Here is a 25,523-nt window from a genome sequence, read left to right on the forward strand (position 1 = left end):
CCTTAATCGCGCGAGAGGGCATCGACGGGGTCGAGCTGCGCGGCCCGGCGCGCGGGCAGGAAACCGAAGGCGACGCCGATGAGCGTGGAGCACGCGAAGGCTGCGCCAATCGAGAACGGGGAATAGACCATCTCGAAGCCGAGATTGGCCATCGAGAACAGCACCCCGATGCCGAGCGAGATGAGCACGCCGATCACGCCGCCGACCAGACACACCAGCACCGCCTCGATCAGGAACTGCTGGAGAATGTCGGACTGGCGCGCGCCCACCGCCATGCGCACGCCGATCTCGCTGGTGCGCTCAGTAACCGAGACGAGCATAATGTTCATCACCCCGATGCCGCCCACGATCAGCGAAATTACCGCGATCGCCGCGATCAGCAGCGTCATCGTCTGGGTCGTCGCGGTAATCGTCTCGCGAATGTCGTCCGAGTTGGAGATGAAGAAGTCCTTGGTCCCGTGGCGCGTCTCGAGCAGCTTGGTGACCCCGCTCTCGGCGGCGTCGGTCGAGACCTCGTCGCTCACGCGCACGGTGATGCTGGAGAGGAACGACTGGCCGAGCATGCGGCTCATGACCGTGGTGTAGGGCACGTAGACGGTCAACGAATCCGAACCGCCAAAGCCCTGCTGCTGCGTGCCGACGATACCGATGATGCGCATCGGAACCTTGCCGAAGACGACCACCTTGCCCAGCGCCTCCTCGCCATCGGGAAACAGCGTGTCGCGGGTGTTCTCGTCGATCACCGCGTTCTGTTCGAGGCGGGTGACCGCGTCGGCGTCAAACAGGCTGCCCGATTCCAGCTCGAGCCCGCGCACGCGGAAGTACTCCGCGCCCACGCCGTTGACGTTGGCGGTGGCCGAGACGTTGCGGTAGCGCGCGGTCACGCTCGTCGAGACGCTCGGCGTCACGCTGTCGACGTAAGGCAGGCTCGAGAGCGCGTCGGCGTCAGTGTCCATCAGCGTCTCAATCTTGCCCGAACGCATGTCGCCGAAGCTCTTGCCGGGGTAGACCGTCAGCGTGCTGGTGCCCAGGCTCGAGATGTTGGAGAGGATCTTCTCCTGCGAGCCCTTGCCCAGTGCCACCACCGAGACCACCGCGGCGATGCCGATGATGATACCCAGCATCGTCAGGAAGGTGCGCAGCTTGTGCGCCGACATCGCGAGCACCGCCATGCGGAAGGCCTCGCGAAAGCGGTCGACGACCTGCTCGACCCCGCTCCCTGCCGCGGCGGGGCGCGACAGGGGCTCGGTGTGGGTGCGCGCGCGGTTGCGCCGATCGTCGATGATGTCGCCGTCGCGGATTTCGATGATGCGCTCGGCGTGCTCGGCCACCTCCATGTCGTGGGTGACGATGATGACGGTGTGGCCCTCGGCGTGGAGTTCGCCCAGGATGTTCATCACTTCGACGCCGCTCGCCGAATCGAGCGCGCCGGTCGGTTCGTCGGCGAAGATCACCTCGCCCCCGTTCATCAACGCGCGCGCGATCGAGACGCGCTGCTGCTGGCCGCCCGAGAGCATGCCCGGCCGGTGCCCGGTGCGCTCGCCAAGGCCAAGGCGGGTGAGGATCTGCTGCGCCCGCTCGGCGCGCTCGCGCCGGGGCCTGCCGGAGTAGACCGCCGGAACCTCGACGTTGCCGGTCGCGGTGAGGTCGGTCAGCAGGTGGTAGCGTTGGAAGATGAAGCCGAAATGCTCGCGGCGCAGCGCGGCCAGCTCGTCGGGCTCGAACTGGCTGACGTCGCGTCCGTTGACCTTGTAGCTGCCCGAAGTCGGCCTATCGAGGCAGCCCAGGATGTTCATCAGGGTCGACTTGCCCGAGCCCGACTGGCCGACGATGGCGACCATCTCGCCCGCGTGGACTTCGAGGTTGATGTCCTTGAGCGCGGCGAAGACGGTGTCGCCCGAAGGGTACTCGCGCCGCACGTGGGCAAGCGAGAGGAGCGGCGCCCGCGCGCCCGCCCCGGGGGTCTGGTCGGTGGCAGCCTGCACGTCGGTTTCCTGGTTCATCGCCTCAGCCCGATCAGAACGGCGGCGGACCGCCCATGCGGCGTCCGGAAGAACTGCTGTCCGCGCTCGCCTCGCTCACCACGATCGCCTCGCCTTCCTTCAACCCCGAGAGCACTTGCGCCGAGACGTTGTTGTTGAGGCCGATCTTGACGTTGCGCTTGGCGACCTGCTTGTCCTCGCCGAGCACCTGCACGACATAGGTGCCGTCCTTGTTGCGCGCGCCGAGCGCCGAGGAAGGGATCGTCAGCACGTTCTTGCGGCTGTCGAGCAGGATCGTCACCTTGGCGGTCATCATCGCGCGCAGCCGGTTGTCGGGATTGGCGACATCGAACAGCGCGTTGTAGTAGATCGCCGAGTCCGAGCTGCTCGACGAGCTCGAGGAGCTCGACGAACTCGTGCTGACCTCGTCGACGATCGATTCGGGCGCGGGCTCGATCAGGCGCAGCTTGCCGTTGTAGCGCGTGTCCGGGTCACCCAGGATCGTGAAGTAGGCCGAAAGACCGGGGGTAACGTTGATCACGTCGGCCTCGGAGACTTCGGTCTCCACGGTCATGACGTCGAGCTTGGCGAGCACGACGATGGTCGGCGTCGTCTGGCTGGCGTTGACCGTGGTGCCCTGCTTGTTGACGATGGCGACGATCACCCCGTCCATCGGCGCGGTGACCTTGGTGTAGCCCAGCGTCACTTGCGCGTTATCGACCGAAACGCGCGCGGATTCGATCTGGGCGTTCAGCGAATCGACGCTCGCCAGCGCCGCCTCGTACTCCGCCTGGGCGGCCTGGAAATCGGCCTGCGACGTCGCCTCTCCCACGCCCAGCGCCTTCTGCCGCGCAAAAGCGGCGCGCGTCTGCGCCAGTGTCGCCTTCGCGCTGGCGAGCTGGGCCTGCATGTTGGCGACGTCGGCCTGCGCGGTCTTGAGCGTGTTTTCCTGCGTGCGCGAATCGATCTGCGCGATCAGCTGGCCCTTCTTGACCGTGTCGCCCACTTCGACCGCAAGCGTCTCGATCCGCCCCGAAGCCTGCGCACCGACGCTGACCAGCTCCTTGGGCATCAGCGTGCCGGTGGCCTCGACCGTCTTCTCGATGTCGCCGCGCGCGACCTTGGCGGTCGCAACGTCGGGCCCCGCCGGTTCGGTCAGGAAGACCTTCCAGACGACCAGAGCCAGAACCAGGGCACCGAGGACGGCGCCGACAATCAGGGTGCGACGGGATTTCAACATGCTGCCAGCCATGGAACGGATGAATGTCCTTGTGGGTAAAAAGTTCGCAAGTCTCGCGTAAAGTTTATGTAAAGATGCCCTTTCCGGCGCTGACAAGGAAAAGCCGATGCGGCATCTGCGGGCGGTGAACGAAGCAAGCGACGAGGGCGCCAAGCGCATCCTGCTGATCGACGACGACGTCGAGCTGGCCGCGCTCCTGGGCGAATACCTGGAGAGCGAAGGCTTCGTCGTGGATGCCGTCGCGAATGGCGTACAGGGCATCGCGCGCGCGCTCGAAGGCGGGCACGACGTGGTCGTGCTCGACATCATGATGCCGGGCCTCAGCGGCATCGACGTGCTGCGGCGCCTTCGCGAGACGAGCGAGGTACCCGTGCTCATGTTGACCGCGCGCGGCGACGAGATCGACCGTGTGATCGGTCTCGAACTGGGCGCCGACGACTATGTCGCCAAGCCCTGCTTCCCGCGCGAACTGGTCGCCCGGCTGCGCGCCATCCTGCGCCGCCAGCGACCGCTCCCGGGCCAGACCTTCGCGGCCACGCCCACCCTGCGCGCCGGCGCGCTCGAGATCCAGGTCCCCGAGCGGCGGGCGCTGTGGCAAGGGCGCGCGCTCGAGCTCACACCCACCGAGTTCAACATCCTTGTCCTGCTCGTGCGTGGCGGCGAGGCTGTGGCGACCAAGGACGAACTTTCGCTGAGAGGCCTTGGCCGTGCCCGCCAATCCTACGACCGTTCGATCGACGTCCACGTCAGCAACCTGCGCCTCAAGCTCGAGGCGGGGAGCGGGGGCGCGGCGGGGATCGAGACGGTGCGCGGCGTGGGCTACCGGCTGAACCTGTCATGATCCGCCAGCGCCTGTTCTGGAAGATCCTGGTCGCCTTCCTGTTCACCTACTTCGCGGTGTCGCAAGGCATCTGGCTGCTCGTCACGCTGACCCTCGACAAGGGCGAGCCCCCTGCGATCGTGCTGAGGAACGACGTCGCGCCCGGCGTGGTCATGGCCGCGCGCAACGCGCTCCACCACGGCGGCCTTGCCGAATACCGCGCGCTCGAACTCGCCCTGCCCGCCGTCACGCGCAAACACCTCTCGCTCCACCCCGCGCAGGCGGCCGCCAACGGCCAATGGAAGCGGCCCCCGGTCCCGCCCCAGACCGGCGTGCACGATGCCGCCACCACCGCGCCCGACGGGCAGGCCTATATCGTGCGCTTCAGCTTTCCCGACGCGCGCCCGGTTCGGATTCTCAATCTGCCTCCCGTCGTCCTTCTGCCGGGGATCGCGGCGGGACTGGTCTTCGCCAGCCTGCTCGCCTGGTATCTCGCCTCTCCGATCAACCATCTGCGGCGCGGTTTCGAACAGCTCGCGCGGGGTGACCTGTCGGTCCGGCTCCTGCCGCGCATGGGCTCGCGCCGCGACGAGATCGCCGACCTCTCGCGCGACTTCGACCGCATGGCCCGCCAACTCGAGGAGCTCGTCGAAGGGCGCGACCGGCTGCTCCACGACGTCAGCCACGAATTGCGTTCGCCGCTCGCGCGGATCCAGCTCGCGCTCGCGCTCGCCGAGCGCTCGCCACAACGCTCGGGACAGGCGCTCGAACGGGTCGGCCACGAAGTCGCCCGCCTCGACGCGCTCGTCGGCGAACTGCTCACGCTAGCTCGTGCCGAAAACGACGGCTCGGCTGGTGACGATTACTTCGACATCGCCGGGGTCACCGAAAGCGTGGTCGAGGACGTGCGCTACGAGGCCGAACCCGAAGACATCACCATCGCCCTCACCACGGATTTGCGCAACGACGTCCCGCTCGTGCGCGGCAATTCCGAACTCATGCGCCGCGCGATCGAGAACGTGCTGCGCAATGCCTTGCGTTTCTCGCCGTTGCGCGGGCGGATTTCGGTGCGCGTCGCCGAGCCCGAACGCGACCGCGAAGTCCTCATCACGATCGCGGACGAGGGGCCCGGCATCCCTGCAGACAAGGTCGATGCCATGTTCCAGCCCTTCGTCCGCGGGTCCGGACACACGAGCAGCTTCGGCCTCGGACTGGCGATCGCCTCGCGCGCGGTACGCCTCCATCGCGGCACGATCGCCGCGCGCAACCGTACCGACGGCGGGTTCTGCGTGGAAATGCGGCTTCCGACCGAGCCGCTCACGACCTGATCAGGCCGCGACACGCACCCCGTTGCGGCCGGCCTGCTTCATTTCCTGAAGCACGTCGTGCGCCGCCGCGAGGGCGTCCTCGCCCCGCTGCCCGGGGCGTAGGCGCACGATGCCGCAACTGAGCGAGGAGAGCACCGAAACCGTGTTCGAACGGTAGACCGGGCTGTGGCGCACCGCCTCGACGATCCGCTCGCAGATGCCGCGGGCGGTGTTGAGGTCGCAGTGCAGCAGCAACGCGAACTCGTCGCTGCCCATGCGCGCCAGCACGTCGCTGTCGCGCGCGGCGCGGCGGATCCGCCGCGCCACTTCGACCAGCACCGCATCGCCGATGGCGTAGCCGTGGGCCTCGTTGATCGTGTAGAAGCTGTCGAGGTCGATGAGCGCCAGCGAGACCGGGCCGCTGGGAAGCCGCACGGCTTCGGAGAGCTGTTCGCGAAAGGCCGGGCCGTTGAAAAGGCCGGTCAGTTCGTCCGACTGCTCTGGCGAGGCCTGCGACGGTTCAGCCACGCGCCGCTCGGTCACGTCGCGCAAGGTGATCACCGCACCGCCGTGGCCGCCGCCATCCGACGCCAGCAGGCCGACGATGCCTTGCAGGCGCAGCTGTGGGCGGCGGATCGGCGAAAATTCGATCGTGCGCGTGGAACGTTCCTGGTCCGCGACCGGCGCCTTCGAAAGCTCCTGCACCACGCCGTCGATCTCAAGGCACAGCGATTCCCAGGAACGCCCGATGATCTCCTGCGCGGTATAGCCCAGCAAGCTGCGGACGGGCCCCTGCACCCATTTGCACGCGCCCGTCCGATCGAAGCCGAGACAGGCCATCGGCGCGTCCTGGAGCGTCTGGAGCAGCGCTTCCTCGCGCTCCGCGAGCCGGATCACCGCCTGCTTGCGCGACGCCACGAGGGCCGCGATCGGGAGGCAGGTCAGGAGGATCGCGCCCAGGTAGAACTGGAGGAACAACGATTGAACCTCGCTCGGCTCGGGCATCACCGCGACCGGCCCACGGCCCGAGAGCGTGGTGGCCAAGGCCACGAGCGAGACGATGATCACCCCCAGCATCGTCGCCAGCCGGCCGAACCGGAAGGTCATCCAGGTGACCCCGCAAATGGGAACGAACAGCAAGGGCACGTGGGGTTGCGCGAAAACCAGCACGCTCGCGGCCATGAGACCGCCACAGGCGAGCGCGGCGTGGAGCCGTTCGCGCAGCCCCGCGAGGCGCAGCCATTTCAGATAGCTGCCATCCAGCACCGCGGCCAGGAACGGCGTCAGGATCAGCAGCCCCAGCGCGTTGCTGCAATACCAGCGCAGCAGCGATGCCACGAACGGCTCGCCGAAAGCCAGCGAAGTCACCAGTGAGCCGAGCAACGCCCCCACCGCCACCGCGACGGCGATGGCCCGCAAGGCGAACGGCTTGATCGACAGATCGTGGTCGAGTGTCGGCCCGGGGATGTAATGGCGCAGCATGAGCCAGGCGGCGAGCGCGGTCTGCCCCATGTTGATGGCGCCATAGGCGATCAGGATCGGCGACCAGTCACGGGCCAGCACGTTGGCCGCGAGGTTGGCGACCCAGCCCGCACCCAGCACCCAGGCCCAAGCCCAGGCCGAACGCGATTCGCGCAGCAAAAGCACGAGGATGAGCGCATCGGCAGGCCAGATCGCAGCATGCGCATGGCCCGGTCCGGTCAGGGCGATGGCGAGAGTGGACAGCAGAAAATAGCCGATGGCCGCGACAACTGCCGCATCGGCGCGCCGCTCGAGTGCGGCACGTAGATCAAGCCCATCTTCCACCATTACGACACAGTCATAGCGGCGGATGGTTAATCAGGCATGTAGGTTGACATTTTTGTAAGACCTGGGTCATTTCCGCTAATTCGCGGGTGAATCTCAGAACTTGCGCACTTCGATGTCGTACTTGCGGATCGCGTAGCCGATCTGGCGCGCGGACAGGCCGAGCCGGCGGGCGGCCTTGGCCTGGACCCAGCCCGAGCCCTCGAGCGCGTCCAGCAGTTCGGTGCGACTCACCTTGACGTTGTCGATGGGGATGTCCCGGTCCGCCTCGCGTTCGCGCAACGGCACCGCCGGAACGTTCTCGGCGAAGGCCTCGCGCGGCGTCTCGCCTCCGCCCGGCGGCGCGAACAGGCGGTCGCGAACGCGTGGCTGGATGATGGGGAACGGATCGGAGACGGCGGTTTTCCAGAGCGTCGCCGAAAGGCACTCGTCGTTGCGGCAGGCAAAATCGGCAGCGTCGATACGGTCGTCGAGCGAAAGCGTGGCGGTGCGCCTTATGCAGTTCTCCAGCTCGCGCACGTTGCCGGGGAAATAGCAGTTTTCCAGCACGCCAAGCGCCGAGGGGCTCAGTTCGTGCTCGGTGTGATGCTCACGATCGAAGCGACGCAGGAATTCACGCGCGAGCTGGGGAATGTCCTCTCGCCGGTCCCGCAGCGCGGGCAGTCGCACCGAGACGACGTTGATGCGATAATAGAGGTCGGCGCGGAACTCGCCCTTGGCGACGGCCTCTTCCAGATTGCGGTTGGTGGCGCATACGAGCCGCACGTCAACCTTGATCGTCTGGCTTCCACCCACCCGCTCGAACTCGCCTTCCTGGAGCACGCGCAAGAGCTTGACCTGGAAGGCCTGCGACGTATCGCCGATCTCGTCGAGGAACAGCGTGCCGCCATCGGCCAGTTCGAAGCGACCCTCGCGCTGCGCGACGGCTCCGGTGAAGGCGCCTTTCTCGTGTCCGAAAAGCTCGGATTCAAGCACCGATTCGGGAAGCGCGGCGCAATTGAGCTTGATGAAGGGTTTCTTCGCGCGCGGGCTGAAATCATGCGTGGCGCGCGCGAAAAGCTCCTTGCCGGTGCCCGACTCGCCGCGCAGCAGAACCGCCGAATGGCTGCGCGCGACGCGCTGGATCTGTTGCAGTGCCTGGCGCAGCGCGGGACTGGTCCCCACGATCCCGGTCTTGCCGACATCCCCCTTACGCTCGCTGGGCCCGCCCTGTGCGCTGCCCTCGCGGCGGGGCGCGCCATCGGCGAGGCCCTTCTCGAGCAGGCGCTGCTGGTCCATCAGCCGTTCGCGATCGCGCTGGACAAGCGTGAGCAGGCGCATCGTCTGGCCGATCAGGTTGGCCACCATGGTCAGGAAGCGCACGTCCTCGTCGGCCGCGTGGTATGTCGTCGTCTCGTCCCAGATCTGCTCGATGGTGAGCGTGCCCACCACCCGCATCTGGTCCTTGATCGGAACGCCGATGAACGAGACACGCGCGTCGCGCGGAAGCGGGCCGTCGAACGACCAGTCGGGGAACAGCGCGCTGCGTTCCATGTTGTGGACCACCACCGGCATGCCCGTGCTCGTGATCTGCGCGACCGCGCGCGCGGGCTGACGCCCCATCCAGGCGTGCGCCCGCTCCTCGCTCCAGCCGATACCGATCACGCTCATCGGCGTGCCGCCCTCGTCGAGCATGGTGACGAGCCCATGACGCATGTCGAGAAAGCTCGACAGGAGTGTCAACACGTTGTTCAAGGTCACTTCAAGGCGCCCCGGCACCGCCAGGACCTTGGAAATTTCGTAGACGCCGCGCAGCGCGATGTCGCTGCGCGTGTGGCTGGGGCCACGGTTGTAGCCGCTCACGGCGTGACCTGCAGCGCTTGGTTCGATTGTCGAGGCATGCGCGGGCATGACAGAAACCTTTCTGCCTTCAGCGCGACCCTCTCCCTATCCTGTTCCCAACGCCGCTGCATCGTACAGTCGGCCCGCCATTTCCTGCGGTAGACAAACGTCTCAAATTCAGCGCGATTCGACAAGGGGCGAGATGCGAAAATCTGGCTTCCCGTCATTGAGATTTAACAAAGACGCAACCGAACATGGTCTTATCCGAACTTGTAGAGGACACCGAATCCCCCGCGCGGATAGTTCCATTCGACTTCGCCGGTAGCCTTGGTGATGATGCGGCAGGTCCCGCATTCAAGACAACCGTCGGCCGCGACTTCGACCTGGCCCGATTCGGCGAGCGCGTAGCATCCCGCCGGGCACAACGTGGTCATGGCCAGCAGGCTCGCCGAGGGTACCTCGTGCGGCCGCACGCGGATATGGGGTTTGCCGGCGTCGACCAGGTAGCGGTTCTGGAACAGCTTCTCCTCGACCTTAGGTCCCGGAGCGATGGCAAGATCTGTCATATGCGCTTCTCCTCAGGTTCGTTGGTTCAAAAAAGCCTGGTACCCCTTCCCTCACCGCCAGGCGCGCGCGACACGCCAGGCGTCGCCGAGCATCCCCCACACGCTGCGGGTCTCGCGGAAATTACGGAAGATGGCCTTTTCCTTGGTCTTCTTGTCGATCCCGTCGACGCGAAACCAGGTCTGCATGGCCTGGCTGATAAGGCGCGGATAGGCGCCGAAGAACGTGCCCTTGTTGGCGTGAAGCAGGGCGGGGATGCCCTTGTACTTCCGAAGATCCTTCATCACGAAGGTGGCTTCCAGGCGCCGCTCATAGTCCTTGAGCGCAAGCGCATCCATCTCCTCGCCGCGGCGGTGGAGCGCGACCACAGTCTCGGCCGCGACGCGCCCGGTGGTCATCGCCAGATTCGAGCCCTCGCGGTGCACCGCATTCACGAACTGCCCGGCATCGCCGACGACGATCCAGCCATCGCCGGTCAGCCTGGGAATCGCCTTGTACCCGCCCTCGGGGATCAGGTGGGCGGCGTATTCCTTGACTTCGGAACCCTCGAGCAACGGCGCGATCGAGGGATGCGCCTTGAACGCCTCGAGCAATTGGCTCGGCGTCACGTTGCTTTCGGCAAAGTCCGAAACGATGCAGCCGATGCCGACCGAGATCGATTCCTCGTTGGTGTAGAGGAAGCCCGTGCCGGTCATGCCGCGCGTGATCGTGCCCATGGCCTCGATCACCACGCCCTCGTTGCCCCTCAGGTTGAAGCGCGCCTCGATGGTTTCGCGCGGCAGGAAGTGCATTTCCTTGACCGCCAGCGCGACGCTTTCCGGCGCGATCTCGGGCCGCAGCCCGGAGCGCTGGCCGACAAGTCCGTTGACCCCTTCGGCCAGGATCACGACGGGCGCGAAGATCGGGTTGCCCTGGCGGTCGGTGCGCACACCGATCACCCGGCCTGTGAGGTCCTCGACCAGTTCGGTCACGGTCGTCTCGCACAGGACCAACGCGCCCGCCTCCTTGACCTTGGCGGAGAACCACTTGTCGAATTGCGCGCGCAGGATCGTGTAGCGGTTGGGCTTCTCCTCGTTGAAGTCGCCCGAGCGGTAATGCATGCCCGTGTGCGACGTGTCATCCATCGACCACATGCGCTGCTCGATCACGTGGCGTTCCAGCGGCGCTTCCTCGCGGAATTCCGGGATGATCTTCTCGAGCGCGTCGGAATAGAGGATTGCGCCCTGCACGTTCTTCGAGCCCGCGTACTCGCCGCGCTCGATCTGGAGGACGCTCAGCCCCTCCTTCGCCAGGGTATAGGCCGCCGCATTGCCCGAAGGCCCGGCCCCCACGACAATCGCATCGAACGTGTCCTCCATCTCGGCCATGGTCTCTCTCCTTCTCAGCTGGCCATCCGGGTGACGCGCAGGCGCCGCGCAAAGGCCTGTGTCAGTGCGGGCAGCAGCGTGACCGCGTCGGCAACGATACCCAGGTGCGCGAACTCGAAGATCGGCGCATTGGGGTCGGTGTTGATGGCAAGGATCAGGTCGGCACCTTCCACCCCGACCCGGTGCTGGATCGCGCCCGAGATCCCCGCCGCGATGTAGAGCCGGGGCCGGATCGTCTTGCCGGTCTGGCCGATCTGGCGGTCCGAGGTGATCCAGTCCTTCTGCACCAGAGGGCGCGAGCCGCCATATTCGGCGCCCAGCACCGCGGCGAGCTCCTTCACCAACTGGAAATTCTCGACCGAGCCCAGCCCCAGGCCGCCAGCCACGACGACGTCGGCATAGGGCAGCGCGGCCGTGTCGCTATCGCGGTCGTCGATGAAGTCGAGCACCTTGGTGACAACATCGTCCTCGACGATGTTGGGCGCAAACTCGACGATGCGTCCGCTGCGCCCTTCCTCCCGCTCGGGCATGGCCATGACGCGCGGGCGCACGGTCGCCATCTGCGGGCGGAAGTTGAGCGTGAAAATGGTGCACAGGAGCGAGCCGCCGAAAGTGGGCCGCGTCGCGGCAAGCGAGCCGTCCTCGTCGATGGCAAGCTCGGTCGAATCCGCGGTGAGGCCGGTCTTGAGCGTGGTCGCCACCGAACCGGCCAGATCACGGCCAAGGTTGGTCGCGCCCAGGAGCAGGATCTCGGGCTGGTAGGTGTTGACGATGTCGGTCAGGACCTGCGTCGAGGTTTCGTTGCGGTAGTGCTTCAGGGCCGGGTCGCAGGCGATGTAGACACAGTCCGCGCCGTATTCGAAGCAATCCTGCGCCGCCTGGCCCAGCGCCTCGCGGTCATCGCCCATGAGAACCGCGGCCAGTTCCACGCCGCGCTTGTCGGCCAGCTTGCGCCCTTCCCCCAGAAGCTCGAAGGAGACCGAATGGACACTCCCATGCTCGATCTCCACCGCCACCCAGACGTGCTTGTACGCCTTGAAGTGCTCGGGCAGTTCCTTCTTCGTGTTGGCACGGCCTCCCTTGGCGGGAGCGGGCTTTGCTGCATCGGCCATCGGTCCGGCTCCTTCTCTCAGACGTAGTGGTGGAGGGCCTGGGCGGTGAGGTCGTCCTCGACGCCCGGCGCCCTTGCAAAGATCGCGTCGATGACGGCGCGCGCCTTTGCGTCCATGGTGCCTTCGGCCGCGATCATCTCGGCGGCTTCCGAGCGCGCGGTGGGCGCAAAGACCTTCTTCACGATGGTCGGCGAGCCGCGCAGGCCGCATCTGGTGAGGTCCTCGATGCCGACATCGGACGCATTCCAGGTGATGATTTCGGCGCGCGCGGCCTCCAGTGCCTGCGCGATCGTGCCGCGCCGCATCTCGTTGGTCGCCTCGAGCATGGTGATCAGCACTGGCAGCCTGGTGGCCAGCACCTGCGTCCCCGTCTCGGCGCGGCGCTCCACGGTGATGCGTCCGGCCTCAAGGTCGGTCGCGACGATCTTGGAGATGTAGGTCAGCTGGTTGAGCTTCAAGCGGCTGGCGATGCCCGGCCCGACCTGCGCGGTGTCCCCGTCGATGGTCTGCTTGCCGGTAAAGACGATCTCGGGCGTGCCGAATTCCTCGCCGATTTTCGTCAGCGCCATCGAGAGCGCATAACTCGTCGCCAGCGTGTCGGAACCCGCAAAGTAGCGGTCGGTCAACAGCACCGCGCGGTCCGCCCCGAAGGTCAGCGCCTTGCGCAGCGATTCCGAGGCCGTGGGCGGGCCCATGCACAGCGCCGTGACGGTCGCGCCAAGGCGGTCCTTCAGGCGCAGCGCCTCTTCCAGCGCGAAGAGGTCATAAGGGTTGATGATCGTCGGCACGCCCTGGCGCATGATCGTGTTCGTGACCGGGTGGACACGGATCTGCGCGCTGTCGGGCACCTGCTTGATGCACACCACGATATGCATTGTCTCAGCCTCCTGTCAGGGCGTCGAGCGGCACGAAGGGCCGGTTGGGTTCGGGTTTGGGCGCGACGGCGTCCTTGTGAACCTTGAACAGGCGCTCCGCGATCGGCGAGGAGGCCACGAAGTCGGCGTAGGCCTGCGCAAGGTGCTCGCCGCAGAGCGCGTAAAGTTCGGTATCATCGGCGCTTTCCAGTGCGCCCTCGACCTCGCTGCCGCGCAGGTACTGGCCCATGCGGCGAAGGATGTGGAGCCGCGCGACCTGAACCACCTGCGGGTCGTAATCGACGCCGAGCAGTTCGAAGAAGTCCTCCGCGCTCGAGAGCTGGTGCAGTTCGTCAAGCAGGCTCATGGCTGTCCTCCTGAAGAGCAAAATCGGGGCAGACCGGGGCTCGCCCGTCCCTGTGAGCAAGGCGCGCCTCCAGGAACTCGATGCGGTCGAGCAGTTCGGACACCGCCTCGCCTACGGGATCGGGCATGAGGTGATGGTCAAGGTCGATCCGGCCCGACACGCGGCGCCGCTCGGTGGCCCCGCGCACCACGCGCCCCGGAATGCCGACCACCGTCATTGCGGGCGGCACGGGATCGACGACCACGCTGTTCGCCCCCACGCGCGCGCCCTTGCCCACGGTGATCGGGCCCAGGATCTTGGCGCCGCAACCCACCAGCACGCCGTCCTCCAGCGTGGGGTGGCGCTTGCCCGGCGCCCAGCTTGTCCCGCCCAGCGTGACGCCGTGGTAGAGCGTCACATCATCGCCGATCTCGGCGGTCTCACCGATGACGACGCCCGCGCCGTGATCGATGAAGAAGCGCCGGCCGATGGTGGCGGCAGGGTGGATGTCGACATTGGTGAGGAGGCGCGCCAGCCAGCCCAGGAACCGGGCCGGGAAGCGCAGACCCACCTGCCACAGCGCGTGGGCCAGCCGGTGCCAGATGATCGCGTGAACGCCCGGATAGGTCAGCAGGACTTCCAGCGCCCCGTTCGCCGCCGGATCGCGCGCGGCCACGCACCCCACGTCCTCGCGCAGGAGGACAAGGAGCGAGGGCCGCGCCCTGGAAGGCCGTGCGCCAAGCGTATCGAAGGGCGTGGCGACAGGCATCACAGCGCCCTTTCGACCATGCCGGTGCGGCAGTAGATCAGCGCGAGATCGGCCAGTTCCACGCCCTTCTTGGTGTCGAGCGCCTTGGCGCGCACATCGGCCAGAATGCGCCCCAGCCGCTCCTGGTCGGCCTCGAGGCCAATCGAGCGCAGGCTGGAAGTGATCGCCGCACGCCCCGAATGGCGCCCCAGCATGATCCGCCGCTCGCGCCCGAAACGCGCCGGGTCGAGCGCCTCGTAGGTCTCGGCATCGCGCAGGAGGCCCGAGACGTGGATGCCGCTTTCATGGGTGAAGACCATCGAGCCGACGATGGGCTTGTTCTCCGGGATCGGACGCCCGGCGGCAAGCGCCACCGTTTCGGCAAGGCGGGCGAGCTGGAGAAAGTCGATGCGCGTGGTGCGCCCGAGCGTTTCGCCCAGCGCCGTCACCACTTCTTCAAGGGGCGCGTTGCCTGCCCGCTCGCCCAGCCCCAGCACGCAGACCGAAACGTGGGTCGCGCCGCCGCGCACGGCGGCGAGCGTGTTCGCGGTGGCTAGGCCCAGGTCGTCGTGACCGTGGAATTCGAGCTCGATGTCAGTCTCGCGCGCGAGGTCACGGAAGATTTCGTGGGTGCCGAACGGGTCGAGCACGCCCAGCGTGTCGGCGTAGCGGAAGCGGTGCCCGCCCGCCTCCTCGATGGCGACGACCACGCGCTTCAGGAAATCGAGGTCGGCGCGGCTGGCGTCCTCGCCGCCGATGGAGACGCGAAGGCCCCGGTCGAGCGCGTAGCCCACGACTTCCTCGATGCGCGCGAGCACGTCGGCGCGGCCGGTGCCGAACTTGGCGCGGATCTGGCGGTCCGAAACAGGGACCGAGAGGTGCACGCGCTCCACCCCGGTGCGCGCGGCGGCGTCGACATCGCTGCGCGTGGCGCGGCACCAGGGGATGATCTGGGCTGTCCTGGCCTGCTGCACCATCGCGCGGATCGCGGCTTCGTCCTCCATGCCCATGGCCGGGGTGCCCGCCTCGATCTCGTCGACGCCAGCGGCTTCAAGTGCGGAGGCAATCGCCATCTTCTCGGCGAAGCTGAAGGCCACGCCCGGAGACTGCTCACCATCGCGCAAGGTGCTGTCATTGACGACGACAGGCGGGAAATTGGGCAGGAAACCGGACATGGCAGTCAACTCCAGTAAGGGGGAATGGACAAGATCAGGCGTAGGTCGGGTTGAAGGCCCCTTCCTTCTCGCGTTCGCGCCAGAAGGGGCTCATGTCGCGCAGGCGCACGATGATCTGGGGCATCACCTCCAGCACACGATCGACATCGGCCTGGGTATTCTCGCGGCTGAAGGAAAAGCGGATCGCGCCATGGGCCGCGGTATAGGGCACGTTCATCGCGCGCAGCACGTGGCTGGGTTCGAGCGAACCAGACGTGCAGGCCGACCCCGAACTTGCCGCGATGCCTTCCCGGTTCATCAGGAGAAGGATCGCCTCGCCCTCAATGTACTCGAAGGCGACATTGGCGGTGTTGGGCAGGCGGTTTTCGACATCGCCCGTTGCAAAGGAATGGCTGATCGCGCCGAGCAGCCCCTCCTCCAGCCGATCGCGCAGCGCGGCGACGCGGGTCTGCTCCTCGGCCATGTATTCGCCCGCAAGCTCAGCCGCGCGGCCAAGGCCGATGATGCCCGGCGCATTCTCGGTCCCGGCACGCCGGCCGCGCTCCTGGTGGCCGCCGCGCACGAGCGGACGTAGCCGCACGCCCTTGCGCACGTAGAGCGCGCCCACGCCCTTGGGCCCGTGCAGCTTGTGACCCGAGAGCGAGAGCATGTCGATCTCGGTGGCCTTCAGGTCCATTGGGATCTTGCCGACCGCCTGCACCGCATCGGTGTGGAACAGCGCGCCAGCTTCGTGCGCCATCTCGGCGAGCTTGGCGACAGGGAAGATCGTGCCCGTCTCGTTGTTGGCCCACATGATCGAGACGATCGCGGTCCGGGGCCCCAGCGCCTTGCGGTAGGCCTCCATGTCGAGACGGCCCTTGGCATCGACCGGAATGATGTGGACCCTGGCCTGCCCGGTCTTTTCAAGATGCGCGACAAGGCTGAGGACCGCCGGGTGTTCGACCGCCGAGGTGATGACCTCGTCGCGCCCTTTTTGGGTTTCAAGCGCGGAGAGGATCGCCATGTTGTCCGCCTCGGTCCCGCCCGAGGTGTAGACGATCTCGTGGTCGAACTCGGCGCCGAGCAGGTCCTGGAGCTGCTTTCGGGCCTTGGCGAGCGCCCCGCCCACCTCCGAGCCGAAGGCGTGCATCGAGGAGGCGTTGCCGAACTGCTCGGAAAAGTAGGGCATCATCGCCTCGACCACGCGCGGATCGCAGCGGGTGGTGGCGTTGTTGTCGAGATAGACCGGGTCGTTGGCCATGGTGGGGGCTCCTTCGCGTCGGTTCGTGTGCTCAGTGGACGGGGGCGGCGGGGATGACGAGAAGCGGCACGCCAACGGCTTCGACCAGCCGTGCCTGCACGCCTTCGATGGTCGCCCCGGAGAGGTGGCAGCCCACGCACGCGCCCGTCAGCTTGACGATGACGCGGTTGCCCTCGACATCGATGAGTTCGCAGTCCCCGCCATCGCGCTGGAGCGAGGGGCGGATCGCTTCGATGGTTTCCTCGATCAGCCGGATCTTCTGGAGCGTCGTCAGCGGCGCCTTGCTTTCCGTGGGCTTGACGACGACCTTCTTCGGCTTGGCGAGCACCGGCACGGCGCCGGGCACGAAGGCCTCCTGCGTGGCAAGGATGCCTTCCTCGACCATCTGCGCGTTCACGCGTTCGAGTACCGCCTCAATACCTTCGGCGCAGGTTGCGCACGAGCCGCCCGCCTTGGTGAAGTTGGTGATCTCCTCGACTGCGGTCAGGGTGTTGGCGCGGATCGTGCGCTCGATCATGCCTTCATCGACGCCAAAGCACTTGCAGATGAGCGCGCCTTCCTCGTGGTCATCGACCCATTCCTCGCCGCGGTAATTGGCAACGGCCGCCTGCAGTGCCTCGTAGCCCATGACCGAGCAGTGCATCTTTTCGGGCGGCAGGCCGCCGAGGAAATCGGCGATGTCCTGGTTGGAGATCTGCATCGCCTGTTCGATGGTCTTGCCGATGATGAGCTCGGTCAGCGCCGAGGAGCTGGCAATCGCCGAGCCGCAGCCGAAGGTCTGGAACTTGGCCTCGGTGATGACCTGGCTGACGGGTTCGACCTTGATCATCAGGCGCAGCGCGTCCCCGCAGCTGATCGCGCCGACATCGCCCACGCCGTCCGCGTCCTCCAGAACCCCGCTGTTCTTGGGGTTGAAGAAGTAGTCTTTGACCTTCTCGCTGTATTCCCACATGTGCCGGTCTCCCTCAGCCGAATGACTTGCCGCACGAGCAGCTGTTCGATGCGTTCGGATTTTCGAAGGTGAAGCCCGATCCCTCGAGCGCCACGACGAAGTCGATGGTGGTGCCTGCCAGGAGCGGCTGGCTGACGGGGTCGATGAAGACCTTGAGGTCCTCCTTCTCGACCACGGCGTCGTCGGCCTCGGGCTCGGCGACGAGCCCCATCATGTACTTGTAGCCCGCGCATCCCCCGGCCTCGACCTGGATCCTGAGGCCGGCCGGCGCGCTGTCGGCCTTGGCTATGGCGCAGCGCACGGCGTCCTGGGCACTGTCGGTGAGAACGATCACAAGGCTTCTCCTCGCAGATGTTGCGAAGGACCATCAGCAAGGCGCGTGCCAGTTGCGCAAAAGCCCGCAATTGCAGGAAGGGCGGACACACGCAGGCGTCCTCAGGGGCCCGTTCCTGTCGGTTTCGTCACATTCCGGACAGCGCCGGTGTTGCGTTGCACACAAAGGGGGCCGGGCGCGCGCCTTCGCGCACACGAAACGGCAAACGGCCCGCTTCGTGCATGACGCGAGCGCCCCCTTTCAAGGAGTGAAGTCATGTCGACGCTTACGGCCCCCGCAATCAGCGATACCCCCTTCGGCGCGCTTGCCGCGCAGCACCGCCTCCACAACGCCGTCCTCAAGGAGCCGATGTCCGCTCTGGGCACTTTCGGCTTTCGTGGGGACATTGCCCTTGCCTTCCAGGACCAGGTCGCCGACGAGGCGCGTCCACCCGCCTATTCGCTCGAACAGGTGCTGGCGGTGGGCGATGCGGCCCGCGCGAAGATCCCGGTGCTGGCCGGCTACCTGCACAACTTCGCCTGGCTCAAGGACGCGGGCGAGGTGCTGGCTGACTATCTCATGCCCGAGGGCACCTACGTCTTCTTCGTCAACAACATCGACTTCCTGAAGACCTACAGCGTGGCCCTGCCGGGCGGGGCCACCGCCAAGGTCCTGCCCCTCGACGAGTCGACGGTGTGGAAGGAAGTGCTGGAACTGGCCGGCGTCGAAAAGACCGACGTCAAGAAGATGAGCGGGCCGGAAAAGCTCGAATACGTGCTTGCCCAGCTGGCGGCCACGAAGATGGACTACCCCGCGATTTCCTACGAGGACGGGGTCGCCGCGATGGAGCCGGTGCGCAACCGCAACGAGAACCGCCCCGTCTGACGCCCGCCCCGGAACGGGCGGGCCTCCCGGGCCGGATGCGGTGTCCCCCTTATCGCATCCGGCCCGGGTCGTGGTAGCCTAGAGGGGCGAATCGCAAGGGAGAGAGGCGATGGCATCCACGGTGTCCCATCTTGTCACGGCCGAGCAGGCCGAACTGCAAAGCGCGCCCGCCAAGGCGCTGCGCGCGCCCATGACCGCCTCGCTCCTGGGACTGGAATGGCGCAACGCCGCGCTCGACGCGCTGTTCTACGACATCGAGGGCCTGGAGAGCGAGGACGTGGCCAGGCTCGCGGCCTGGGATGCGCCCGAGGGCGCGCTGCTGCTCGTACCACCTGCGGGCAAGGGCGAGGTACAGGTCTTCAGCGAGCTTCAGGCCTTTCTCGACGCGGGCGGCGGCGAAGCCCGGGCGCTTGCTGTTGCGGGTGTGGGCAGTTCGGCCATCGGCTCGGCCGCCTTCGCGCGCGACATTGCCGAGGCTCTGGGCGGTTCGGTGGCGGCGGTCGTGTCGGGCTACGGCCTCTCCGATGCCCTGACCGAGGCGCTGGGCGGCTTCTTCTGGTTCGGCGCGCTCAATTCGATGCGCCACGCCTTCGAAGGGCTCGACCGCGCGGCGCGCACGCTCTCGGACCGTTCGCCCTCGCTCACCTCGATCGAGGCGGACAGCTTTCTCAGGCTGTCGAAGGACACCGCGACGCTGATCGCACTTCTGGAAAGCCCACATTGCAAGATCCCCATGATGGTCGGCCACTCCAAGGGCAACCTCGTCCTGTCCGAAGCGCTCTACGCGCTGCGCAAGCAGGAGAAACTGGGGCCTGTCGCCAAGCGCACGCAGATCGTCACGATCAGCGCCAAGGTCGGCATGCCGCGCGAATTCATCGGCAAGGTCTTTGACGTGATGGGCCAATTCGACAGCTTCGGCGCACTCAATTCGCGTCCCGACATCAAGGCCGACTACCTGGTCCCGGGTGCCTGGCATTCGACCAACCCGAACTTCCCGATGGGCATGGGGATCGACGTCACCAAGGTCCTCAAGACCGTCCTGCCGCTGCTGGATACGCCAAGACCGCCCACCAACACGAACGCGCAGGCCGCGACCGTGCTCGACCTGCCGCAATGGCTGACCGGCACCTTTGCGACCGCGCCCTGGATGCTGGCGCGGCCGATGACGCTGTAAGGCGCGGCACGCGGCGCTATTCCAGACCCTCGCCGCTGTCGACATCGTCGTCCTCGACAAGGCCCGGTGCGCGAAGACAAATGTCCTCGTCGGCATCGATCTCCACCTCGATGGCGGTGAGCCGCTCACCAAGACAGGGCCCCGCCACGCATTCGCCCGAGCCCAGGTCGAAGAGCGCGCCGTGCTTGCCGCACTGGATACGCGTGCCCTCAGCATCGAGAAACTCGCCCTCTTCCCAATCAAGGTTGGTGTTCTGGTGCGGGCAGCGGTTTTCAAAGGCGCGCACGTTGCGCCCCCAGCGCAGGACGAAGATCGGCCAGGGTCCGACCCGCCCGTCCTCCTCACGCCGGGCCAGCACGAAAGGCACCGCGCGGCGGTTGGGAATGTCGGCAACCGCGCAGATTGCGAAAGGCGGCAGGGTCATCGTCTCGGCTCCGCCGCTCATGGTGCACCTGCCGGCCGGGCGACGGGCTTGGGAAGTGGCAGCATGCCCATCTTGAAGCTCTGCGTCATATGCGCGGCGCGCTGCATGGCCGCCGCTGCCAGTTCCTCGGGAAGGCACTCCTCCACCGCACGGCCGAAAGCGGCCATCCAGCGCGTGAAGTCCTCTTCCTCGACCCTCAGCTTGAGGTGATGGCTGTAGGGTGTGCCGCGCTGGTAGCGGTCGGTGCCCAGCAGCGCGTGCGACCAGAAATCGCGCACGAAGCCATAGTGCTCGGGAAAGTCCGGGATCATCGCGGCAAACATCGGGCCCAGCCGGTCGTCCTGGTTGCACAGCGCATAGAAGCGGCGGACCATGGCATCGATCGCGATCTCCGCGCTCTCCCCCTTGGCGAGGGCAGGTCCGATATCGCACCCGCTCATGCGTGCCCCATCTGCTGGGGCGCCGTCTTGCCGTTGGCGATGCGCGCCAGCAGCGCCTCGCCGTCCTCCGGCCCGAAGCAGGCGTCGAAATCGTCGCACTCGGCACAGACCGGCACCGAGCAGAGCCGGAAGCCCTCCGACGAGCACATCATGCGGTAGAAGAACTTCTTCCACTTCATGTCGTTCGCGTTCTTCAGGGCAAGGCGCGGGAAGTGGAGCTGCATCAGCATCGAGAGTTCATCCCGGCTGGCAAAGCCCAGGTCCTGCCACAGGTGGTTGGGGCGCTGGCAGCGCCGCGCGACCAGGCGGGTGAGGAGCAGTTCGAAGACCGAAGCCTCGCCGCAGTTCATCCACAGGATGTCGCGCAGCGCCTGCTCCTCCTTGGCGACCACGGGCGTCCCCGCCTCGGGCAGCGTCACGTGGGGAAAGGCGATGCGGCACAGCTCGGCCAGTTCCTCGCCGTCGAGCCCGGTCGCCTCGGCCAGCGCCAAGCCGCCGCGTTCCGCCTCGAAGAAGGATAGGGCCAGGATCGAGGCGGCCAGGTGCACGTCCACCGGCGGCACGTCCGAGCGTGCGCCCTGCCAGAGCAGTTCGGCATAGATCTCTTCGCCACGTCCCATCGTCTGTGTCTCCTTCTCGTCTGGTTGTCCGGTTCTGCTCCTGTTGTCGGCCCCCTCTCCCGGGGTGAATGAACGCTGGCGTGCTCTCAGGCCGCCTTGGCGTGGGTCTGGCAATTGGTCGGGCATACGCGCGCGCAGGCGCCGCAGCCGATGCATGCGTCTTCATCGTTCATCGCCATGACGCGCTTCTCGATCTCGTCATCGTCCTCGTCGAGCTCGACCACATCGCCGTCCTCGTTGACGCCCTTCAGCGTCATCACGTTGCGCCCGCAGACCTTGAAACAGCGTCCGCACCCGATGCACAGGTCCGGGTCGATGGAGAGCAGGTAATCGGGCACCCACGCGCGTCCACCACGGGTCAGGGCCGGGGCGCTCACGAGGCGCTCTCCAGCGCCTTCATCTCGGCCTTCTTGGCGGCGAGCGCAGCGTAGCTCTCGCACACGCGGCTGGCCGTCGCCATGACGTTCTCCAGCCCCACAGGCAGCTCCTCGGACAGATCGTGCAGGTCCATCCTGGCCTGCATCGCGCGCGCCGAGAGCTTCTTCACCTCGGCCTTCATCGCTTCAAGATCGGACATGGGCCCTGCGCTCCTCTTCAGTAGTCGGCGACTTCGGGAAACTTCCCGATCATGTCGCTCGCCTGCACGATCAGCTTTTCCGCCTCGGCGTTGAGCTTTTCGAGGCTGTCGAAGCCGAAGCGGTGCACGTCGCGCAGCGACTTGTTCACGACGACCAGACGTCCAGCGATGAGGACCATGCGCCCGAACCCTTCGTGGCTCATCTTCATCATCGGCTGGACCATGCGGCGGGTGCGCCGCTCGATCTCGAGACACAGCGCGCCGTAGTAGAGTTCGAGACGCCAGAGCGTATCCGGGTCGGGATCGCCGATGATCGGGATCGCGCGGCGCGCCTCCTTGTCGAGGATGTAGGGCGCGAGCAGTTCCACGTCCGACTTCTTCTCCCAGTGGCCGTGCGTGTCCTGCGCGCGCACCTGGCGCACCAGGGCGGGGGCAAAACCGTCGATTGCGGGGGCGTCGATCAGATCTTCAGGCATCGCTCAGGCCTCCTCTTCCTCGAAATCGTCTTCCAGATCGGCGACGCGCTCGCCGGTCTTCGCCATGACCTTGCGCAGCCAGGGCGGGGGCGTGCCCTTCAGCACCTCCTGCAGCCTGGCGAGCATGCCCTCGATCGGCTCGGGCTCGGCCACCTTCATGGGGTGGATGTTCTGCACCACGACCCGCGCCGCGCCCGACCCGCCGATGGCCGCGACGACCAGGATCGCGACGCCCTCGAGCGCCTTGAGCTTGGGTTCGAGCTTGTCCTCGTTGCCGTCCTCGTTGAGTTCGCCGGAAAATTCCTCGACCCGGTCAAGCGACCAGCCTTCGGGCGTCAGGTCGTAGATCGCGATGTTGCGGGCCCAGCCGAAGTGCGCGTCGATGCGCACAAGGTCCTGCGTGGCGAAGGCGACTTTCATGGCACGAGCTCCTGTACGGTTTGATGGGAGGTAGCGGATGGTTCGGGCCAGGCATCGCGCCAGTCCTCGGGACCGGGTGCGTGGCTCTGGTGGTGGTGCATCACCATGTTGCCGACCGCGAAGAGCAGGTCGCGCGTGCCGCGGTAGCCCACAGTCACAAGGTGCGCGGCGCCCAGCGTGTCGAACATGGGAATGCCGATGCGAAAGTGCGGGATGTGCAGCCGGGCCGACGCTTGCCGGCCGTGGCTGTGGGTGATGAGAATGTCGGCACCTTTTGCTCCGGCTTCCAGGTCTTCGAGGTCGCCCAGGAGGACCTCCTCGCACGGGACCTGCGCAAGGATGGCTGAGGTCGTGGTGGTAACCGCGCAGGCGACCTCGCCGCCCACTTCGCCCAGCGCCGAAACGAGCGCAAAGAGCAGGTCCGGTTCGGCCCCGATGGCCAGTTTGCGCCCGCCGATGTGGAAGTGCGCATCGAGCATCGCATCGACCAGCTGGCCACGCTGGCGGCGGTAGCGCACCGGCACCGGCTTGCCCGAAATCTGCGAGAGGAAGGCCATCAGTTCATCGCACGGCGCAAGTCCGGTGAGGCGTTGAAAAAGCCGGAACGGCACGCCCGCGCGCGCTTCCAGCGCCTCGGCAGCGCCGCGCATCTGTTCGCCGATGGCAAGGGTCCAGCCCGCGAGCGCCATTGCGCGCACCTCTTCGGGGCCCGTGCCGCCCAGCGTCGTGGGCGTGAAATCCTCGGGGATATGCCCGTCGAGCGAGCCCGAGAGGTCGGGCAGGAAGGTCGGGACAAGGCCGAAGTCCTCGAACAGGGCGCGCAACTCGTCGATGTCGCCCGGCGTCACATGGCAGACGGGCAGGACGTTGATGCGGCGCGGATCGCGGATCGCAGGCTCGGGCGAGACCACCATCTCCTCGATCATCGCGGTCACCGCCTTGGCCCAGCCGTCCTGAAACGCCCCTGCAAAGTCCGGGGTCGCGCACGGCACGATCTCGACACCGCCCAGTTCAGGATGGCGCGTGCGGATCTGTTGCACGAAGCCCTTGAGGTCATCGCCCTTCACTTCGGTGACGCCGGTCGAGCAGATGCCGATCAGTTCGGGCTTCGTCTTCTCGACAATGTTGAGCACCGCCTGCTCGACGTTCTCGAAGCCGCCCAGGACCGTCGCCACCTCGGACATGGCGGTCGTTTGCAAGGGGATCGCCTCGCGGAAGTGGCGCACGAAGAGGACAAGGCCAAAGCTGGTGCAGCCTTGCGAGCCATGAAGCAGCGGCATCGCGCCGCGCATCCCCATGAAGGCCAGCGCGCCGCCGATGGGCTGGCTCATCTTGAGCGGATTGACCGTGCAGGCCTTCTTCGACTTGATGAGCTGGGCCATGGCTATGCGGCCTCCCGTCCGGCGTGCTGCGGCACCTCCACCTCGTCCCAGGGGGCGGGGCGACGCACCTCCTGCCAGACGGGGTTGGCCAGCGTGCGGTCGATCTCGGCCACCATCGCAACCATGCCGTGGTAGCCGGCAAAGGCGACGTGGCGCTCCTGGTTGATGTCCATCCAGGGCATCGAGGCCTTGAGCGCGATGAACTGCGAGCGTCCGCCCGAAAGCATGATGTCGGCCTCGGCCTCTTTCAGCTTGCGGTACATCTCGCGCGGGGCGAGGTTGTCGAACATGTGGGCTTCATCGCCCATCAGCTTCTTGATCTTGTCCTTGTCCTCGCGGGTGGACTTCTTGACCGACGTGCCCACGATGCGAAGCCCAGCCTCCTGCAGCGCAGCGACGACCGACCAGCTTTTCACGCCGCCGGTGACAAGCAGCACTTTCTTGCCCGAAAGGCGCGCGCGGTAAGGTTCGATGGCGGCCCAGGCGCGCGCATCCTCGCGCGCGATGACCGCCTCGGTGCGCGCCATCAGTTCGGCATCAGCGCCTTGCTGGATCAGCAGCCGCGCAATCTCGCGCAGCGTGTCCGACATGTCCTCGATGCCGTAGAACGAGCCTTCAAAGAAGGGGATGCCATAGCGCTCCTCCATCTTGCGCGCGACGTTGATCATGGCTTTCGAGCAGACCATCATCGCCGCCTTCGCGCGGTGCGACCAGGCCACTTCCTCGTAGCGCGCGTCGCCCGAGATGCACGAGAGGATGCGGATGCCCAGTTCATCCAGCAGCGGCCTGATCTGCCACAGCTCGCCCGAGAGGTTGTATTCGCCGATCACGTTGATGTCGTAGGGCGTGGTGTATTCCGGCTCCTTCGTGCCGATGACGTGCTTGAGCATCGCCTCGCCCGCCAGCTTGTTGCCCAGGTTCTTGGGGCCCACGAAGCCGGGCGAGTGAATGGGGATGCAGGGTGTACCGAACTTCTCGGCGGCCTTCCTGCACACCGTGTCGATGTCATCGCCGATCATCGCGGGCACGCAGGTCTCGTAGACGAAGACCGCGGGCGGGGCGTACTTCTCGACAATCTCGCGGATCGCCTTGAAGAGGTGCTTCTCGCCGCCGAAGACGATGTCGTTCTCGGTCATGTCGGTGGTGAAGCCGGTGCGGTAGAGCGTGGAGCCCGAGGACGCCGCGCCGCGGTTGTCCCAGGAATTGCCCTCGCACGCGATGGGCCCGTGAACCAGATGGGCCACATCGGTGATCGGCTGGAGCGCGATCTTGGCCCCGTCGAACGCGCAGCCGCCCGCCGCCCCGCCGGGCTGGAGCTGCTTGGTGCAGCCCTTCTTGCGCTCCTTCTCGGACTTGGCCTGGTTCTTCCCGCAGGCCGGCTCGTTGAACACGTCCTGGATCGTCTGGTTCAGGCTGGTCATGGCAGGCACTCCGGCGGGTGGGGGATGGGGAAAAAGGGGGCTCCCCGCGACATGGCG

General features: G+C 66.6%; 27 protein-coding genes. 4 read left to right on the forward strand and 23 right to left on the reverse strand.

Translation table 11 applies throughout. The annotated features are described in order from the left end of the window. Nucleotides 1-2: 2 nt before the first annotated feature. Both HT578_RS08560 and HT578_RS08565 read right to left on the reverse strand, forming a co-directional pair. Entirely contained in the window at nt 3-2,003 is a 2,001-nt protein-coding gene (locus HT578_RS08560) for a MacB family efflux pump subunit (protein WP_213503660.1), read from the reverse strand. A gap of 13 nt (nt 2,004-2,016) precedes the next feature. Further along, the gene (locus HT578_RS08565; protein WP_213503661.1) at nt 2,017-3,222 is read right to left on the reverse strand and encodes an efflux RND transporter periplasmic adaptor subunit; all 1,206 of its coding nucleotides are present in this window, start codon (nt 3,220-3,222) and stop codon (nt 2,017-2,019) included. A 106-nt stretch (nt 3,223-3,328) separates the two neighbouring features. Between HT578_RS08565 and HT578_RS08570 the strand changes: the two genes are divergently transcribed. Together HT578_RS08570 and HT578_RS08575 are read left to right on the forward strand one after the other, a co-directional pair. Further along, a complete protein-coding gene (locus HT578_RS08570) occupies nt 3,329-4,063 on the forward strand; it encodes a response regulator transcription factor (RefSeq protein ID WP_213503662.1) in 735 nt (244 codons plus the stop codon). Continuing rightward, nucleotides 4,060-5,370, forward strand: coding sequence for a HAMP domain-containing sensor histidine kinase (locus tag HT578_RS08575; protein WP_213503663.1), 1,311 nt, complete (start codon nt 4,060-4,062; stop codon nt 5,368-5,370). Before HT578_RS08570 ends, HT578_RS08575 begins: the two co-directional genes overlap by 4 nt. Here HT578_RS08575 and HT578_RS08580 read toward each other — a convergent pair whose 3' ends face one another. From HT578_RS08580 to HT578_RS08635, 12 genes are all read right to left on the reverse strand, one after another. Further along, nucleotides 5,371-7,158: a sensor domain-containing diguanylate cyclase gene (locus HT578_RS08580; protein ID WP_213503664.1), complete on the reverse strand. Its 1,788-nt coding sequence runs from the start codon at nt 7,156-7,158 to the stop codon at nt 5,371-5,373. It lies immediately after the preceding gene. Between the two features lie 93 nt (nt 7,159-7,251). Next, nucleotides 7,252-9,045, reverse strand: coding sequence for a nif-specific transcriptional activator NifA (gene nifA, locus HT578_RS08585; protein WP_213503665.1), 1,794 nt, complete (start codon nt 9,043-9,045; stop codon nt 7,252-7,254). 191 nt (nt 9,046-9,236) lie between these two features. Then, nucleotides 9,237-9,542, reverse strand: coding sequence for a ferredoxin family protein (locus HT578_RS08590; RefSeq protein WP_213503666.1), 306 nt, complete (start codon nt 9,540-9,542; stop codon nt 9,237-9,239). A gap of 51 nt (nt 9,543-9,593) precedes the next feature. Then, complete coding sequence (locus tag HT578_RS08595; protein ID WP_213503667.1) at nt 9,594-10,907, reverse strand: FAD-dependent oxidoreductase; 1,314 nt, start codon at nt 10,905-10,907, stop codon at nt 9,594-9,596. 14 nt (nt 10,908-10,921) lie between these two features. Beyond that, nucleotides 10,922-12,019 carry an electron transfer flavoprotein subunit alpha/FixB family protein gene (locus HT578_RS08600; protein WP_213503668.1) on the reverse strand — a complete coding sequence of 366 codons (1,098 nt, stop codon included), beginning with the start codon at nt 12,017-12,019 and terminating at the stop codon, nt 10,922-10,924. A gap of 17 nt (nt 12,020-12,036) precedes the next feature. Continuing rightward, nucleotides 12,037-12,894, reverse strand: a complete 858-nt coding sequence (locus HT578_RS08605) for an electron transfer flavoprotein subunit beta/FixA family protein (protein WP_213503669.1) — start codon at nt 12,892-12,894, stop codon at nt 12,037-12,039. 4 nt (nt 12,895-12,898) lie between these two features. Beyond that, a complete protein-coding gene (gene nifW, locus HT578_RS08610; protein ID WP_039390871.1) occupies nt 12,899-13,240 on the reverse strand; it encodes a nitrogenase stabilizing/protective protein NifW in 342 nt (113 codons plus the stop codon). Further along, nucleotides 13,227-13,988 (reverse strand): serine O-acetyltransferase, encoded by a 762-nt coding sequence (gene cysE, locus HT578_RS08615; RefSeq protein ID WP_213503670.1) that lies wholly within the window; start codon nt 13,986-13,988, stop codon nt 13,227-13,229. Before cysE ends, nifW begins: the two co-directional genes overlap by 14 nt. Further along, entirely contained in the window at nt 13,988-15,142 is a 1,155-nt protein-coding gene (nifV, locus tag HT578_RS08620) for a homocitrate synthase (RefSeq protein WP_213503671.1), read from the reverse strand. The genes cysE and nifV overlap by 1 nt, the downstream gene beginning before the upstream one ends. 34 nt (nt 15,143-15,176) lie before the next feature. Then, a complete protein-coding gene (gene nifS / locus HT578_RS08625) occupies nt 15,177-16,382 on the reverse strand; it encodes a cysteine desulfurase NifS (protein ID WP_213503672.1) in 1,206 nt (401 codons plus the stop codon). 31 nt (nt 16,383-16,413) lie between these two features. After that, nucleotides 16,414-17,334, reverse strand: a complete 921-nt coding sequence (gene nifU / locus HT578_RS08630) for a Fe-S cluster assembly protein NifU (RefSeq protein WP_213503673.1) — start codon at nt 17,332-17,334, stop codon at nt 16,414-16,416. 13 nt (nt 17,335-17,347) lie between these two features. After that, complete coding sequence (locus HT578_RS08635; protein ID WP_213503674.1) at nt 17,348-17,668, reverse strand: HesB/IscA family protein; 321 nt, start codon at nt 17,666-17,668, stop codon at nt 17,348-17,350. Between the two features lie 255 nt (nt 17,669-17,923). Between HT578_RS08635 and HT578_RS08640 the strand changes: the two genes are divergently transcribed. Together HT578_RS08640 and HT578_RS08645 are read left to right on the forward strand one after the other, a co-directional pair. Beyond that, nucleotides 17,924-18,532: a hypothetical protein gene (locus HT578_RS08640; RefSeq protein ID WP_213503675.1), complete on the forward strand. Its 609-nt coding sequence runs from the start codon at nt 17,924-17,926 to the stop codon at nt 18,530-18,532. A gap of 109 nt (nt 18,533-18,641) precedes the next feature. Continuing rightward, nucleotides 18,642-19,706, forward strand: a complete 1,065-nt coding sequence (locus HT578_RS08645; RefSeq protein ID WP_213503676.1) for a hypothetical protein — start codon at nt 18,642-18,644, stop codon at nt 19,704-19,706. Between the two features lie 16 nt (nt 19,707-19,722). Here HT578_RS08645 and HT578_RS08650 read toward each other — a convergent pair whose 3' ends face one another. The 9 genes from HT578_RS08650 to nifE form a co-directional block, all read right to left on the reverse strand. Then, a complete protein-coding gene (locus HT578_RS08650; protein ID WP_213503677.1) occupies nt 19,723-20,151 on the reverse strand; it encodes a Rieske (2Fe-2S) protein in 429 nt (142 codons plus the stop codon). Next, a complete protein-coding gene (locus HT578_RS08655; protein ID WP_052322216.1) occupies nt 20,148-20,570 on the reverse strand; it encodes a group III truncated hemoglobin in 423 nt (140 codons plus the stop codon). The genes HT578_RS08650 and HT578_RS08655 overlap by 4 nt, the downstream gene beginning before the upstream one ends. Beyond that, nucleotides 20,567-21,190, reverse strand: coding sequence for a nitrogen fixation protein NifQ (locus tag HT578_RS08660; protein ID WP_213503678.1), 624 nt, complete (start codon nt 21,188-21,190; stop codon nt 20,567-20,569). Before HT578_RS08660 ends, HT578_RS08655 begins: the two co-directional genes overlap by 4 nt. An 86-nt stretch (nt 21,191-21,276) precedes the next feature. Next, the gene (fdxB, locus tag HT578_RS08665; protein ID WP_239026564.1) at nt 21,277-21,567 is read right to left on the reverse strand and encodes a ferredoxin III, nif-specific; all 291 of its coding nucleotides are present in this window, start codon (nt 21,565-21,567) and stop codon (nt 21,277-21,279) included. Continuing rightward, nucleotides 21,564-21,767, reverse strand: coding sequence for a CCE_0567 family metalloprotein (locus HT578_RS08670; RefSeq protein ID WP_213503679.1), 204 nt, complete (start codon nt 21,765-21,767; stop codon nt 21,564-21,566). Before HT578_RS08670 ends, fdxB begins: the two co-directional genes overlap by 4 nt. Before the next feature lie 17 nt (nt 21,768-21,784). Then, complete coding sequence (locus HT578_RS08675) at nt 21,785-22,243, reverse strand: NifX-associated nitrogen fixation protein (protein WP_213503680.1); 459 nt, start codon at nt 22,241-22,243, stop codon at nt 21,785-21,787. 3 nt (nt 22,244-22,246) lie between these two features. Then, nucleotides 22,247-22,663, reverse strand: coding sequence for a nitrogen fixation protein NifX (gene nifX, locus HT578_RS08680; RefSeq protein WP_213503681.1), 417 nt, complete (start codon nt 22,661-22,663; stop codon nt 22,247-22,249). Continuing rightward, complete coding sequence (gene nifN / locus HT578_RS08685) at nt 22,660-24,045, reverse strand: nitrogenase iron-molybdenum cofactor biosynthesis protein NifN (RefSeq protein WP_213503682.1); 1,386 nt, start codon at nt 24,043-24,045, stop codon at nt 22,660-22,662. Before nifN ends, nifX begins: the two co-directional genes overlap by 4 nt. A 2-nt stretch (nt 24,046-24,047) precedes the next feature. Then, the gene (gene nifE / locus HT578_RS08690) at nt 24,048-25,466 is read right to left on the reverse strand and encodes a nitrogenase iron-molybdenum cofactor biosynthesis protein NifE (protein WP_213503683.1); all 1,419 of its coding nucleotides are present in this window, start codon (nt 25,464-25,466) and stop codon (nt 24,048-24,050) included. Nucleotides 25,467-25,523: the final 57 nt, after the last annotated feature.

It is taken from the genome of Novosphingobium decolorationis (genome assembly GCF_018417475.1).
GTDB lineage: Bacteria > Pseudomonadota > Alphaproteobacteria > Sphingomonadales > Sphingomonadaceae > Novosphingobium > Novosphingobium decolorationis.